The 15,557-nt window shown below is 44.9% G+C and carries 12 protein-coding genes; 5 read left to right on the top strand and 7 right to left on the bottom strand.

Annotated features, from left to right (window positions below):
* Window positions 1–6: 6 nt before the first annotated feature.
* The gene (locus AC3CH4_RS05120; RefSeq protein ID WP_488543417.1) at window positions 7–2,334 is read right to left on the bottom strand and encodes a DNA internalization-related competence protein ComEC/Rec2; all 2,328 of its coding nucleotides are present in this window, start codon (window positions 2,332–2,334) and stop codon (window positions 7–9) included.
* Between the two features lie 17 nt (window positions 2,335–2,351).
* Between AC3CH4_RS05120 and AC3CH4_RS05115 the strand changes: the two genes are divergently transcribed.
* Window positions 2,352–2,864 (top strand): DUF2062 domain-containing protein, encoded by a 513-nt coding sequence (locus tag AC3CH4_RS05115; RefSeq protein WP_017078948.1) that lies wholly within the window; start codon window positions 2,352–2,354, stop codon window positions 2,862–2,864.
* 214 nt (window positions 2,865–3,078) lie between these two features.
* Here the strand turns inward: AC3CH4_RS05115 and lolE are convergent, their stop codons facing one another.
* The 3 genes from lolE to lolC are packed head-to-tail and all read right to left on the bottom strand — an operon-like array spanning window position 3,079 to window position 6,217.
* A complete protein-coding gene (gene lolE / locus AC3CH4_RS05110; RefSeq protein ID WP_488543416.1) occupies window positions 3,079–4,323 on the bottom strand; it encodes a lipoprotein-releasing ABC transporter permease subunit LolE in 1,245 nt (414 codons plus the stop codon).
* Window positions 4,324–5,016: a lipoprotein-releasing ABC transporter ATP-binding protein LolD gene (gene lolD / locus AC3CH4_RS05105; protein ID WP_017083246.1), complete on the bottom strand. Its 693-nt coding sequence runs from the start codon at window positions 5,014–5,016 to the stop codon at window positions 4,324–4,326.
* Window positions 5,009–6,217 (bottom strand): lipoprotein-releasing ABC transporter permease subunit LolC, encoded by a 1,209-nt coding sequence (gene lolC / locus AC3CH4_RS05100; RefSeq protein WP_488543415.1) that lies wholly within the window; start codon window positions 6,215–6,217, stop codon window positions 5,009–5,011. The genes lolD and lolC overlap by 8 nt, the downstream gene beginning before the upstream one ends.
* 227 nt (window positions 6,218–6,444) lie before the next feature.
* Between lolC and AC3CH4_RS05095 the strand changes: the two genes are divergently transcribed.
* The 4 genes from AC3CH4_RS05095 (at window position 6,445) to AC3CH4_RS05080 (ending at window position 12,006) form a co-directional block, all read left to right on the top strand.
* Window positions 6,445–7,014, top strand: coding sequence for a PilZ domain-containing protein (locus AC3CH4_RS05095; RefSeq protein ID WP_488543414.1), 570 nt, complete (start codon window positions 6,445–6,447; stop codon window positions 7,012–7,014).
* Between the two features lie 6 nt (window positions 7,015–7,020).
* Entirely contained in the window at window positions 7,021–10,482 is a 3,462-nt protein-coding gene (mfd, locus tag AC3CH4_RS05090; protein ID WP_488543413.1) for a transcription-repair coupling factor, read from the top strand.
* Window positions 10,483–10,545: 63 nt separating this feature from the next.
* Window positions 10,546–11,313: a peptidoglycan binding protein CsiV gene (locus AC3CH4_RS05085; protein WP_488543412.1), complete on the top strand. Its 768-nt coding sequence runs from the start codon at window positions 10,546–10,548 to the stop codon at window positions 11,311–11,313.
* Between the two features lie 147 nt (window positions 11,314–11,460).
* On the top strand, window positions 11,461–12,006 hold the full coding sequence (locus AC3CH4_RS05080) for a GNAT family N-acetyltransferase (protein WP_146457261.1): 546 nt from the start codon (window positions 11,461–11,463) through the stop codon (window positions 12,004–12,006).
* A gap of 95 nt (window positions 12,007–12,101) precedes the next feature.
* Here AC3CH4_RS05080 and AC3CH4_RS05075 read toward each other — a convergent pair whose 3' ends face one another.
* The 3 genes from AC3CH4_RS05075 to AC3CH4_RS05065 form a co-directional block, all read right to left on the bottom strand.
* Entirely contained in the window at window positions 12,102–13,391 is a 1,290-nt protein-coding gene (locus AC3CH4_RS05075; protein WP_004736261.1) for an NAD(P)/FAD-dependent oxidoreductase, read from the bottom strand.
* A 510-nt stretch (window positions 13,392–13,901) separates the two neighbouring features.
* Window positions 13,902–14,441, bottom strand: a complete 540-nt coding sequence (ycfP, locus tag AC3CH4_RS05070; RefSeq protein ID WP_017093527.1) for an alpha/beta hydrolase YcfP — start codon at window positions 14,439–14,441, stop codon at window positions 13,902–13,904.
* Between the two features lie 108 nt (window positions 14,442–14,549).
* Window positions 14,550–15,404 (bottom strand): phosphotransferase, encoded by an 855-nt coding sequence (locus tag AC3CH4_RS05065; protein WP_065205568.1) that lies wholly within the window; start codon window positions 15,402–15,404, stop codon window positions 14,550–14,552.
* Window positions 15,405–15,557: the final 153 nt, after the last annotated feature.

The following is a 15,557-nucleotide window of genomic DNA, read 5'->3' as shown; positions in this document are numbered from 1 at the left end:
ATCTATCTATTCTACTCCCTTACGAAGCATCTGCCTATACCACTGCCTGCCTTGTTGTTCTCTAATCGTATGATATTTCCAACCTTCCTTACTGATAGTGATGGTTATTTGTCCGCTTTCTCCGGTATCAAGCCAAGAACTACCCGTTTCATGATAACGTTCAATCACAGATTTGCTTGGCATTCCCCACTGATTACCTTTGGCCAAAGAAGCAATTGCTAACTGAGGCGAAACTGCCTCAATAAACGGCTTAATCGACGACGAATTACTACCATGATGCGGGACAAGCATCACGTCGCTCTTGAGCCGCTGACCTTCACGAGCAAGTAGCCACTCACTTACCCGTTCAATATCACCAGTTAGCAACATCGAGAACTCAGAATTGGGCTCAAAAATCCTGACAACACACGAATGTGGGTTGTACGCCCTCTTTACTCTTTGAGGTGGCCATAAAACCTCAAACTCTAGACCCTGCCAGTTCCACACCTCTCCAAAAGTACATGTTTGGATATTCGACTGAACTTGAACAGTAGATTTTGTTTGTTGATTGATGTTCTGACTCGCTCTTATCCACTTAGGATTGTAATTTTCAAGTAACGCCGGATAGCCACCAGCATGGTCAGAATCGAAATGACTCACTATCACACCTTCCACCTCATGAACTCCTCTCTGATTCAAGGTGGGAATCAGCAAGGATTCAACAATCGAACCTCCCTGCCACGCGTTGCCGAGATCGTAAACAACGACCTGATTGTTCTTTTCCAAAACTAAAGACAACCCATGCCCAACATCCAAGATATCGATTGTTAATTTATTTTGCTGCTTACCGAACTCCCACCACATTACAAACACTGCAATGACCAATATTGATAGTGTTCGTTTGAGGTATCGACTGACGAACCCGAAAAATAAGATGAGGAATACAGACAACGCCATAGTGTGATTATCAACTTGAATCCAAAATCGTTCAGAGAAAGGAAGACTAAATACGAGAGGATCAAGCGACAAGTCGACCAACATCCATAGCTGTATAGAAAAACCATTGCTTAACGCTGTTAAACTAATCACCTCCGGCACTGACTCCAATATTAAGCTAAGTAACATCGCAAGAAACAGTAGCGGGATCGTCACCATTGATACCCAAGGCAAAAGGATCAAGTTGTAGAGAACAGAAACTAAACTCACCCCTTTGAAAAACAGTATCGAAAAGGGAGCAATAAGAAATGTCAGCATCAGCTGAATCTTGATGAGCTGCCGCCCTCGATCGATAAGAGTGGCGTTTGAAGATGATGGCCGACTATTCAAGGCGATATAAATAACGGCACCCAACGCACCAAAGGATAGCCAAAAGCTGCTCGACAATGCTGAAAACGGCCAAATCAGCAGAACCACACACAGGCTTAAGACGACATACCGAAGCACACTGATATTTTGCCCACGCCACAAGAAATAGCTCGCGATAATACACATCACTAAAGCTCTCAAGGTTGGCAGCGTGAATCCAGCAAACCAACTGTAGAAATAGGCTAAGCCGAGACCGAATATTGTGGGAAACCAAAGAAATGAAGGTGAGAGTAACCTGAATATCTTTCCTACCTGATAGCCAATACCAAAGGCAATCCCAATATGTAGCCCAGAGATAGCCATCAAATGAATCAAACCACTGCTTTTAAGCAAATCCCAACGCTGAGGATGGATAAGGTCTCGATAACCAAAACTCAAAGCCATAATGAAGTCTTGATTTGCTAACTCACTTAACCTTTCAAGACGGTTTTCAAACCAATGAGACCGCATGTTGGTATTGGTGTGAATTCGATATTTGGTATCGGCCCTGTAAGTTGCATTGGCAACCACACCGGTGCTAAACAAATACTTTTCTAGATCAAAGCCTGCTTCATTAAGTTTACCCCACACTGGTTTTATTGAGACAGATAAATAGACATCATCCCCGAGCGTCAACTTAAAAGGAGTAAACAAACGCAATTTTATCAATTGGGGAAAGATTAATTTTTCGCCGCCAATTGATCTGGCTACTATTACGCTTTCAAAACCGTGGCTATTTTCACTAAAAAGGCTAACAACCGAAGCATTTATGGTAGTATTCTGCCCTGATTGGAATAAGCGACTCGTTTGTATTTCAATCGCATTCCCTAGGCAGATAACTAGTATCAATGCTGTTGCTAGACCTCTTGCTCTCCGGAAAACGCTATACTTTGTTGATGCTAGCAGTAACAACAGCATCAATGGTGCCCAAACCCAATGTGGCATCACAGGCCAGAAGCTGGCAGACACAACTGTCGCAGCAAATGAAATCAAGAACCAAGTGTTAAACAAGAGAGTAGCTTCCTCCTATGCCAAGAAAGTTTATCAAACGATTTATGCCTGACCATGAGCTAATCAAACGTCAGAAAGCATTGAAAGTTTTTGGCAATGTTTTGTACAACCCCAACTTATGGTGCCTTAATCGTCGCTCTGCGGCTGGTGCGTTCGCTGTTGGGTTATTCATGGCGTTTGTCCCTTTACCAAGTCAAATGATTATGTCTGCAGGTCTTGCGGTCGCATGTGGTGTTAACCTACCACTGTCTGTCGCACTGGTTTGGATCAGTAATCCTGTGACTATGCCGGTGCTGTTCTACTTTGCTTATAAAGTAGGCGCGTTTGTGATGCATGTGCCGCCTCAAGCCTTTCATTTCGAACTGTCTTGGGATTTCATCTTGGCGCAAATGAGCACCATAGGACCTCCGTTCCTGCTGGGTTGTCTGATTTGTGGTGTGGTTTCTGCAATGGTTGGCTACTTTGGTATTCGCGGGTTATGGCGTTACTCAGTAGTAAGAAGCTGGAAGAAGCGACAAGCAAGGTACTGAACGACCGTACCCTGTTATTCAATCTATCCTTGTATGCGCTTCACTTAAAACGTACACAAGTTAAAATCAGATGAGCCACTGAACTCTGCAAGATTGACATGTAACGAAAGTCGTAAAGAACACGAATTGAATTCAATAAAAAAGGATCCCATCAGGGATCCTTTTTTTGTTTATGCCGTTAGTCTATCGCGCAACGTGACGTTTACTTAGCGTATTACTTCGAGCTAAGCACCGAGGCCGGGTTTAGCTTAGCCGCTCGTGAGGCTGGGTACCATGTCGCCAGTAAGCTCAACACAATCGCAGTACCGGAAACCACAACAACATCCGTCATATCAAGTTGTGATGGCAAGAAGTCGACAAAGTAAATATCACCGGACAAGAATTTATGATCGACCAACTTTTCGAGCCCTTTGATTAGCGTAGTGAGATTAAGCGCCACCAAGACACCTATCGCACTCCCGACTAAGCTGCCTAGCACACCCGAGAATACGCCCTGCCAAACAAAGATGCGTTTAACAAGGCCGTCTGATGCGCCCATGGTTCTTAAGATCGCGATCTCCGATGCTCTGTCTTTTACTGCCATCATTAAGGTCGAGACAATATTGAAACAAGCAACACCAATAACCAGCACCATCACCAGATACATAATGGTGCGAACCAACTGAATATCTCGGTACAAGAAACCAAACTTCTGTTGCCAACTGCGCAGGTACACATACACATCGAGTTGATTGCCAACTTCACGTACAATTGAGTTCGCGTTCAGCACATCGGTCACTTTTAAAGAAACTCCGGTTACTGCCTCGCCTAAGTTTGCATAAGCTTGAGCATCGCCAATCGGGATTAGCGCCAAGCTGTGGTCTATCTGGCCATTAAGCGTCAGCAAGCCAACCACTTTCACTCGAACTCGTTTTGGCGCCTGAACTTTCACAGAACCGTTAACCGTTGGAATCATCAAAGTCAGATAGTCACCCACTTTCGCCCCCAACACGTTAGCCACACCAGAACCTAAGATGATTTGTTGTTGCCCTGCTTTAAACTCACTCCAAGCTTGTTTATCGATAAATTTCGATAGGCTTGATACCTGTTGTTCAAGTTGTGGATCAACACCGCGAACTTCAATTGCTTTGAGTTCTTTGCCCTTTTCAGCAAGCGCGGTAATTTTTACATAGGGTGCTGCAGCTACAACTTTATCGTTTTTCACCGACTGCTCAATCACGTGCTCCCAGCGAGTCACAGGTTCATTGACACCCTCGAATTCACCATGTGGAATAACGGAAAGTACACGCGACTCAAGCTCTCGCTCAAAGCCATTCATTGCAGACAAACCGATAATGATCACCGCCACACCAACGGCAATACCAATCGTCGAAGACAAAGATATGAACGATACCATTTTGTCTCGTTGTTTCGCTCGGCTAAATCGGCCGCCTATCAATAGAGATAAAGAAGAAAACACTTAGCTCTCCTCTTTTTCTACGTTGACCAATAAACCATCTTGCATGTGAAGTTGGCGATCCATCTTACCTGCAAGTTCACCATCATGAGTTACTACCAAAAAGGCCGTGTCGTACTCGCGGTTTAGTTCACGCATTAAGTCGTAAATAGAAAGTGCGGTGTTGTGATCAAGGTTGCCGGTAGGCTCATCCGCCAACACCAAAGCAGGTTTATTGACTAAAGCTCGAGCAATCGCCACACGTTGCCTCTCACCACCAGAAAGCTCTGAAGGTCGGTGGTCAACACGATGACTCAATCCAACTTTATCCAACAGACGTTGCGCCTCTTCTTTTGCTTTAGCTGGCTTTTCACCACCAATCAGCAGCGGCATTGCCACGTTTTCTAACGCTGAAAAGTCCGAAAGAAGATGATGGAATTGATAAACAAAGCCAAGATGCTGGTTGCGAAGCTTCGCCTGCTTATTTGAGCTCAAAGATGCTAAGTCTTGTCCGAGAAAGCTCACGCTGCCGTCAGACGCATCATCCAATGCCCCTAAAATATGCAATAACGTACTCTTACCGGAACCAGAGGTACCAATGATAGCGACTAGCTCACCCTTTTCGATTTCAAAGCTGACTCCCTTGAGAACCTCAGTATCTAACGAGCCTTCACGGTACGTTTTACGGATATCATTACATTGAAGAAAATTACTCATAACGAAGGGCCTCAGCAGGTTTCACAGACGATGCACGATAAGATGGGAATACAGTGGCAATCAAGCTAAGTGCAATAGCCAGAACCACAACAACGGCGATTTGAATTGGGTTAATTAAAATTGGCAACTGTCCACCAAATGAAAACAGAGCAACACCCATCGCCTCTAAAATAGTATTGAGGTTCATCGCTAGAGCAACGCCTAACACGCCACCTGATAGGGCACCAATCACGCCGCTACTTGCGCCTTGAACCATGAATATCCCCATAACTTGACCATCGGTCATGCCTTGGGTTTTAAGAATAGCCACTTCAGACTGCTTCTCCATCACCACCATGATAAGTGCCGAAATAATATTGAAAGCTGCAACACCGATGATCAGCCCAAGCATTAAGCCCATCATATTTTTTTCCATTCGAACGGCCTGGAATAGTTCACCACGTTGGTCTCGCCAATCACTCCACAACCAACCTTCAGGTAACGGTTGATTAGACAGTTTCGCCACTTCAAACGGGTCTTCAAAGAACAAGCGCCAGCCTGAAATGGTATCTGATTTATAGCGCATCAAACGCCCAGCATCTTTAATGTCTGTCACCATCAGTTGAGCATCAATATCAGAACCTGTATTGAAGATGCCGGCTACAGTGAAATTTCGTTGGCTAGGAATACGTCCGAGCGGTGTGTATTGGCTGGCACTGGTGACCATCAGGCGAACTTTGTCACCCATAGATACCTTCAAATTTCTTGCCAAGGTATGGCCAAGAAATAGCTGATACTGACCCGCTTTAAGTGAAGACAATCTACCCGCAATCAAGTGGTTCTGAAGAGGGTCATCTGAATTAGGTTCAATGCCGATCAACAGACCTGCAGATAACTGAGCAGGACTTTGAATTACCGCTTCGCTGCGAACAATAGGTTCAACGTGACCATTGAGCGACATTTGCTCTGCAAAATTAGGCGCTTGAGCAGAAAGAGACGTAGTACCGCCTTGCTCATAAACCACCACTTGAGGAAGGACACCGAGAATTCGGTCTTTTAACTGCGCTTCGAATCCATTCATTACCGATAAAACAGTAACCAAAGACAGCACACCAATGGTGATACCTGCCGTCGACATATAAGAAACAAAACGGCTAAAGCGATCACCTGAACGACCTTTCAAATAGCGCAGGCCAACAAACAACGAAATAGGATGAAACATACTTTGAACCATCTAAAGGGGATGCGGGTTAATGTAACGGGTATTGCTGTTACTGTGTAGGGGTTAATTGAAAATATAGAGTGAATTAACTCAATTAGTTAGGCTTGAAAAACAGAACCTTGTCAAATAGCCAACTTTCAAACAACTATTTGAGACTTTCAATTAACTGACCTTGATTACTGCGGCCACATAGCGATAATCAATAGATCACTTCAAGGAACTAACGCATGACAGAACAAGAGTTTTTCACCGTTCACCACAGCCTCACCGCGAATATTGAACCAATGGACAGTGGCTTCACTTTACCTTCTCAAATTCAATTCGAATCTGAGATCCCTGCCCCGTTTGTCGTGGCAAGTGAATTTAGCCAATTGGATCTATTAGCCGACAGTGCTCGCAACGAACTGAAAAACAGCGACTTGAAGAATGTCATCAGTTTATTGGATGCACAGAACTCTAAATTAAACCTCTTGTTGAGCTTTATGTTATCGCAACAAGATGATGAACAATTTCGTACCCACACGTATTCATTTGGCGCGAGTCAGTTCTCTTGTTTTTCCAAAACAGATATCGAAACGGGTCGCTTAGTTAAAGCTAAGCTCTTTATCGAGCACCCTGCCGCCGCTATTTATTGCTACGCGGAAGTCTTCGCTAGTGAACCTAAAGATTCAGGTTTCGAAATCAAATTCAAATATGCTCATCTTCGTGATACTGACCAAGACTTGCTGATCAAAGCTGCGCTTCATCAACAACAAAAGCTCTTACGTCAACGCTCTCTAGAACGAGATAACAAGTAAATAGACATGACAAAACAATCCATTTTCACACTACCTAAGCTCAAAGGTGCCGGTGATAAAAAACACATCGGTAACCTAGTTGGTTCATCTCTCGCGCTTACTATCGCTAGACTTGCGGAGCAGCATAACAGCCATACTTTACTTGCAGTGCCCGACCCTCAAATCGCACTCAAGCTTCAATCAGAAATTGAGCAGTTTACGTCACATGAAGTGGCACTATTCCCTGATTGGGAGACTCTGCCATACGACAGCTTCTCACCGCACCAAGAGATCATTTCTGACCGTATCGCTCGCCTTTATGCTCTGCCAACGTTAAAAGATGGCATTACGATCGTTCCGATCAGCACGCTACTACAGCGTCAATCGCCGCGTGACTTCTTGTTGCAGCATACCTTAATGGTAAAAACGGGCGATCTGTACTCGTTAGAGAAGCTGCGTCTTCAACTTGAAAAATCTGGCTATCGTTACGTAGACCAAGTGTTTGGCCCGGGTGAGTATGCGAGCCGAGGTTCAATTCTCGACTTGTTCCCAATGGGCAGCAAAGACCCGTATCGTATCGACTTCTTCGATGACGAGATCGACACCATTCGTACTTTCGATCCTGAAAATCAGCGCTCTATTGAAGATATCTCTGAGATCCGTTTGCTGCCAGCTCACGAGTTCCCAACCTCTGAAAGTGCTATTGAAGATTTCCGCATTCGCTGGCGCCAACAATTTGATGCGCGCCGTGAACCAGAATCGGTTTATATGCAGGTTTCAAAAGGCACTTGGCCCGCAGGTATTGAATACTGGCAGCCGCTGTTCTTCGACCATACTGAAACCTTGTTTGATTATGTTGCCGATGAAGCGCAAATCCTCGTTCTAGGTGATGTCGAGACCGCGGTAGATTCATTCCTAACAGACGTTTCTCATCGATACGAACAACGCGGTGTTGACCCGTTACGACCACTGCTGAAACCTGAACAACTTTGGCTACAAAAAGACGAACTGTTCGCACATTTCAAACAAAAGCCACAGGTCAATCTGAGCTTAGATTTAATTGAAGAAAAAGCCGGACGTACCAACCTTCCGGTTGTATCTCTGCCTGATCTCAGCGTTCAACATCAGAATAAAGAACCTTTGTCTAACCTAAGAAAGTTCACTGAAGCCTTCGACGGCAAAGTGGTCTTTTCTGTAGAATCTGAAGGTCGTCGTGAAGCACTTAGTGAATTGCTTAGAGGCATCAAGGTAAGACCAAGTGAGGTTAAAAACCTCGACGCGGCGATTAAAGGTAAAGATAAATTCAGCCTGATCCTAGGTTCGGCTGAGCATGGTTTTATCCACGAAGAGCAAAACATCGCCCTTGTCTGTGAAAGCGACCTGTTAGGTGATCGCGTTGTACAACGTCGTAAGAAAGACAAGAAAAGCGTTAACAGCGACACTGTCATTCGTCACTTAGCCGAACTTAAACCGGGTCAACCTGTTGTTCACATAGACCACGGTATTGGTCGCTACATCGGCCTGCAAACTCTAGAAGCCGGTGGCATGAAAACCGAATACGTAACGCTTGAGTATCAAAATGATGCCAAGCTCTACGTGCCCGTTGCATCTCTGAACTTAATCGGCCGTTACTCTGGTGGCGCTGAAGATTCCGCACCGCTACACAAACTTGGCGGTGAAGCATGGCAGAAAGCTCGTAAGCGCGCCGCAGAGAAAGTCCGTGACGTTGCAGCCGAACTGCTTGATGTCTACGCTAAGCGTGAACTAAAACCGGGCTACAAGTTTGTACTCGATCGTGGCCAATACGCGACCTTCAAGTCTGGCTTCCCGTTTGAAGAAACGGATGACCAAGCAATGGCCATCAATGCTGTTATGTCGGATATGTGCCAAGCAAAAGCCATGGATCGCTTAGTGTGTGGTGACGTTGGTTTTGGTAAAACCGAAGTCGCGATGCGCGCGGCATTCGTATGTACCGACAACAGCAAACAAGTGGCTGTGTTAGTACCAACGACGCTACTTGCTCAGCAACACTTTGAAAACTTCCGAGACCGTTTCGCGAACCAACCGATACGTGTCGAAGTTCTGTCGCGATTTAAATCAGCTAAAGAACAGAAATTGATCATGCAAGATGTTGCCGACGGTAAGGTCGATATCTTAGTGGGTACTCACAAGCTGCTTTCCAGTGACCTTAAGTTTAAAGACCTTGGCTTGTTAGTCGTCGATGAAGAACACCGCTTCGGTGTGCGCCAAAAAGAGAAAGTGAAGGCGATGCGCGCGGATGTCGATATCCTCACGCTAACCGCGACACCGATTCCGAGAACGTTGAATATGGCAATGAGCGGTATGCGAGATCTTTCCATCATCGCCACACCACCCGCACGACGCTTAGCAATAAAGACTTTTGTTCGCGAGAGTGATGACGCAATAGTCAGAGAAGCGGTACTGCGTGAAATCATGCGTGGTGGTCAAGTTTACTTCCTGCACAACCAAGTCGACACGATTGAAAAGACGGCTGAGTCACTGCAAAAACTGATTCCAGAAGCGCGTGTAACCGTTGCCCATGGTCAGATGCGAGAGCGAGAGCTAGAACGCATCATGAATGACTTCTATCACCAGCGTTTTAACTTGCTAGTGTGTACCACCATCATCGAAACGGGTATCGACGTACCAACGGCAAATACCATATTAATGGACAGAGCCGATAACCTTGGTTTAGCGCAACTGCACCAGTTGCGTGGGCGTGTGGGTCGATCTCACCACCAAGCTTATGCCTACTTGCTAACACCTCCCCCGAAAGCAATGACCAAAGATGCCGTCAAGCGATTAGACGCCATTGCTTCCCTTGAAGACTTAGGTGCAGGCTTTACGCTAGCAACCCATGACTTAGAGATTCGTGGTGCAGGTGAACTACTCGGTGATGAACAGAGTGGTCAAATCCAATCGGTAGGCTTTACGCTTTACATGGAGATGCTTGAGCAGGCTGTTGAAGCATTGAAAGAAGGTCGAGAGCCATCGCTTGATGACCTACTGCGTGAACAAACTGAAATTGAGATGCGCCTGCCTGCACTGTTGCCTGATGACTACATCCCAGACATCAATACACGTTTGTCTACCTATAAACGTATTGCGAGTGTGAGTGACACCGACGAATTGGCCGAGTTGAAAGTCGAGCTGATTGATCGCTTCGGCCTTCTACCTGATGCGACCAAGAACTTGTTGTCAGTTTCTGAGCTAAAATTAGCCGCGGCGTCAATCAAAGCGAAGAAAATTGAAGCTCACGATAAAGGTGGATTCTTAGAATTCTACCCAGATGCTGACATAAACCCGGCCTACCTTGTTAAACTGTTGCAATCTCAACCGCAAAAGTTTTCAATGGAAGGACCAACAAAGTTCAAGTTTACGATACCATTGGTCGACAGACGGAAACGAATTCAATTTGTTAGTGATTTATTGGGCGAATTCAGACAGAACTTGCTGCCTTCAGCATAAGACCCAATCCACTTGCACATATAAATTATCCAGCCGATAGATCGGCTGGAAGACGGAGTAAAAATGAAAAGACTGATCCCACTGCTACTATTGTTCGTCTCACTGCCAAGTTTGGCTCAGAGACAATTTGATATAGAAGTGATCATTTTCAAGCGCGCAGTTGATGCAGAGAAAGTCAACGAATCTTGGCCGAACACTCAGCCGAAGATTTCACTTGAGCGCGTTGGTTCATTTCAAGATACCCAATACCGCTCTAAGAAAGGCGTACAAATGTTGCCTTACTCAGAGTACAAGCTAACGCCTCAGAAAGACAAACTGCGCAAACATGCAGGCTTTGAAGTTCTGATGCATACTGCTTGGCGTCAAGGTGACCAAGGTAAGAGCTCTGCACCTGTTTTCCATATTCAAGCAGGTAAAGACTTCTCTAAAGATTTCAATGCAGATGGTTCAGAGAAAGGTGCAGTAACTGCAGCAAATACTGATGGCTTCAAAGAAGAGACCATTGATAAGCCACTGTACGAATTAGACGGCAAGCTGCAAATCTACGTTCAGCATTACCTCTACGCTGAAACGACATTGGATTTAAAAGCGCCGAGTGTTCGTGAAGTGACTCTTCAAGAGCAACAAATCGAGCTAGATTCACCAGTAAGTGGCGCCGAAAGCAATGTTCAAGTGGGCAACCTCACTGAGATTTCTCCCACGGTTGAAGTGGAAGAGTTCCTTAAGAGCTACCGCATGGACCAAAAACGTCGTATGCGCAGTACAGAAACTCACTATCTTGACCACCCACTTCTTGGAATCGTGATTCAAGTTCGACGTGTGGCGCAATAATTAGCATAATAAGAATAGCTCAGTAACTCAGCTATTCTTATATAGAACCGAACTTGATGCATTCAATACGCCCTCCATTGTGAGGGCGTTTTATTAGTACAGGCTATATTCACGCGGTACTTACTTATACGTTACTTGGTACGTCCTATGAGCCCTGACTTTCAGATCAATACACAAAATCTCAGCCTCAAAATTATTGAAGCCTCAAACGCTCAAGAATTTTCGCAGCTAGTTAAGTCCTCCCCGAGTTTATTGCCATGGCTCGACTGGTGCCACGACGAGTTTTCTATCATCGAGGCCGAGAAATTCATTCTGGCGACTCGCTTAAACTGGGTTAAAGCCGAAGCGTTTGGCTTTGGTATCTTCGAGCGAAAAAGCGATAAGTTAGTCGGTATGGTGGCCATTAATGAGCTTTACCACACCTTTAACATGGCAAGTTTAGGTTATTGGGTGGGTGATGAATTTCAAAGAAAAGGGATAGCCAAGGAAGCGATGATTGCCTTATTTGAATTTTGCTTTGCACTGCTCAAGTTAACGCGTTTGGAGATTGTCTGCGATACAGAGAACCTACCCAGCCAAAAGCTGATCGAGAAATGTGGCGCTGAACGTGAAACCATTGCTAAGAATCGCTTTATCTTTAACGGTAAGCCGAGAGATGGCGTGGTTTACTCCGTATTACCTCCAACCTCTTAAGTAGGCTAAAACAACACGTAGTCGACACGATCAAAAAAGAGCTCCGAAGAGCTCTTTTTTATTATCAGCGTAATAACCTTAGAAGGCTTACCTGATTAGTGAAGCTTTAGGTTTGGACGAAGTACACGGTTAATACGACCAACTAACATCATCAGCGATGTTTTAATTAGTCCGTGAAGTGCCATCTGGTGCATACGGTACAAAGAGATGTAAACGATACGAGCAATACGACCCTCAACCATCATCGAACCTTTAGTTAGGTTACCCATCAAGCTACCTACCGTAGAAAATCGGCTTAGCGAAACAAGTGAGCCTTTGTCTTTGTAGATGTAATCTTTCAGGTCACGACCGTTCAACTTAGCAATGATGTTGCTGAATGCACAACTTGCCATCTGGTGAGCCGCTTGTGCACGTGGTGGAACGAATGAACCGTCTGCTTGCGTACATTGCGCTAAGTCACCAATAGCAAAGATGTTGTCATCAAGCGTAGTTTGTAGCGTGTTTTTCACAACCAACTGGTTGATACGGTTCGTCTCAAGACCACCGATATCTTTCATGAAATCTGGCGCTTTAATGCCTGCAGCCCAAACCATGATTTGTGCAGGGATCTTCTCACCATCTTTAGTCGTTAGGCCGTCAGCATCAGCTTGTGTAACCATTGTAGTCGTACGCACAGTTACACCAAGCTTCGTAAGCTCAGAGTGCGCTGCACTCGAAATACGAGGAGGTAAGGCTGGAAGAATACGCTCACCCGCTTCAACAAGGTTAACGTTCAGCTTGCTTGAATCTAGATCGCCAAAGCCATAAGTACGAAGCTCTTTAACCGCGTTGTGCAGTTCTGCAGAAAGCTCAACACCTGTCGCGCCAGCACCAACAATAGCAATATCTACTGTGCCTTGGCCGTTCTTAGCGTGAAGCTTTAAGAACTGGTTGTTCATTTCTGTACGGAAACGGTGCGCTTGCTCTGGACTATCAAGGAAAATACAGTTGTCGCGAACGCCTGGTGTGTTGAAGTCGTTTGACGTTGAGCCTAGCGCCATCACAAGAATATCGTATTCAAGTTCACGGCTTGGCATAAGCAGTTCACCGTGGTCATCTTTCAGTTCGCTCAGGGCGATCACTTTACGTTCACGATCGATGTCGTTCAGGCTGCCCATTTGGAAATCGAAGTAATGGTTTTTTGCGTGTGCGCGGTAGCTTAACGCATCAACACCCTCGTCCAATGAACCCGTTGCTACTTCATGAAGTAATGGTTTCCATAGGTGGCTTGCTTTACGGTCTACCAGAGTAATCTGGGCACGCTTTTTACGACCTAAAGTGCGGCCTAGCTTAGTTGCTAGTTCTAAACCACCAGCACCACCGCCTACTACGATAATTTTTGTCACAATGACAATCCTCTACAAAATGAATAAATGGGGTTCGGCTCGATTACTCCAACCGATAAATTCTATGTATCTACTCGGCCTTGAATGCGAAGGCTATACAAATTGGATTACCGCGAAAAAGAATAACGACAGCTCACCGAGTAGTTAGAGGGGTTACAAGCAACAAACATTGGCTTGCCGCTTTGCTCACTTGGATAAAAAAGGTGACTACCTGAGAGGTAGAGCACAAATAATGGGCAAGTTTTATCACTCGCTCTCAATTTTTCTTGATATTTATCAAAATATTTTGCTTGGGAACATTATATATAGCAAAAAGATGACCGCAACAAAAATCCTTACCCACAATGAGGATTCGCGGCGAATTAGTTAACGTTTGCGCAAACTTATCTTTAAATGCTCAAACTCTTCAAAAAATAACTACAACCATTTGATTAATGTTCGGCTCTTGGGTTCAGATGTAAAAAAAGCAGCACTCAATTGAGTGCTGCTTTTATAAAATAACTGGAATAATTAAGCGTTTTTAAACGCTTTCATTGTCTGCAAGTGCTGAGAGATTTTTTTGAACTTATGACTCTCTTTTTCGTCCCAGATGACATCATAATAATCTTCTAACGCGGCAGCTGTTTTGGTATTGTCGTGAATCTCATCTTCACGAGAAAGCACCACTAAACAGCGACCTTTGTTCTTCATACGATATTGAGCAACACACTTAGTCGCGATGTCTTCGTACTCTTCTGGACGGTCAATTCGACCTACCATGTTGTTCTCAGGGTGCAGATTCGGGTTGAACACCACCTGCTTGATACCACATAAAAAACCAATACGTTCAGACCAAAAACCACCCAAGCCTACACCACAAATGATCGGATGCGGGTCATCGGATTGCTCTATCACTTTATGCACTTCTTTTAGCAAATGTTGCATATCGTGTTTTGGATGCAAAGTACTGTAGTTGATGAAACGAACGTCATCATCAATGAATTGCAACTGCAGTATTTTTTCGTGATTGCCCGGGCTAGTTGAGTCGAAGCCATGTAGATAAATAATCATTAGTACCTCCTTGTTGAATATTGGTACGTTTTAATTAATCTAACATGAAAAATAAGGTTTTAAAGGGAACACGAACGAAATTATATTTTTCACTTCCTAAACGTGATCCTAGCTACATAAAGTGTGACTCAGCGCCTCTGCTTCACGCAGATAACTTTCATCTCCCCAGAGCTGATGAGCAAGTAAATACCACAGCATCGCCATCATTTGGCTTCTTGGTAACCATGCTTCTACCCCATCAAGCCAAGGTTGGACATCATGGATGCCTCGCAGCTGACAGTACTTGTTTACGGCTTCAGCAACTGGTAATCCTGCAACAGCAATGGTCAGTGTAAGATCAAGTCTAGGGTCTGCTAATGCTGCATATTCCCAATCAATAATCTTAATCCCATCGCTATTTCTCACTAAGTTATAACCACCTAAATCAAAATGGCACAAAGACAGGTCAACATTTGTAACACTCGGTGCTACTCGCCACTCTTGGTAAATTTTAGTGCAGGCTTCCGTCTTATGAACAGCATCAAGCTGCAGCCAGTAATGATCGACTCGCGCTGTGAAACTGAACGGTTGGAGCGGCAATCGCGCGGTATTCACCAAATGCACCGAGATCAGAGTCTTCAACAAATCATCAAGCTCTAAGCCTTCGTAAAGCGTCTCACCCGCAATCCATTCAACCAATAAGCCTTGCTCATTAACCACTATTGGACTTGGTCCAATACCTAGACGCTCAATTGCGGAAAGCACTTGATACTCCTCATGACGAGAGATGAAGAAGGCTTTGGTGATGGAAGTGATGGGCCGCCAAACATACGCAGTACCATCAGCATCAACCAACTTCCAACATCGATTGGTCAAACCGCCGGTCAGCGTTTGCGCTCTAACAGGTGGCTCAGAAAAGTATCCATCAAGCGAACTCAAACTGGTATCAAGAAGCTTGGCTTCAGACCAAGAAAAAATTGCCATATTTACTCCCTATAAACGTCTTAACTTCCCTATAAACGTCTTCATTTCCCTACAAAAAAGACACTGACCAAAAGCCAGTGTCTCTTCATAAGCAGCACATCATCCACTGCATTGGCGTGTAACCAAGCTATGTGTGGCCAAGCTATGCGCTGC

It is taken from the genome of Vibrio sp. QJM3NY_26, assembly GCF_057786005.1.
Note: the sequence above shows the minus strand (reverse complement) of the source record. Positions and strands in the feature narration are given on the sequence as shown.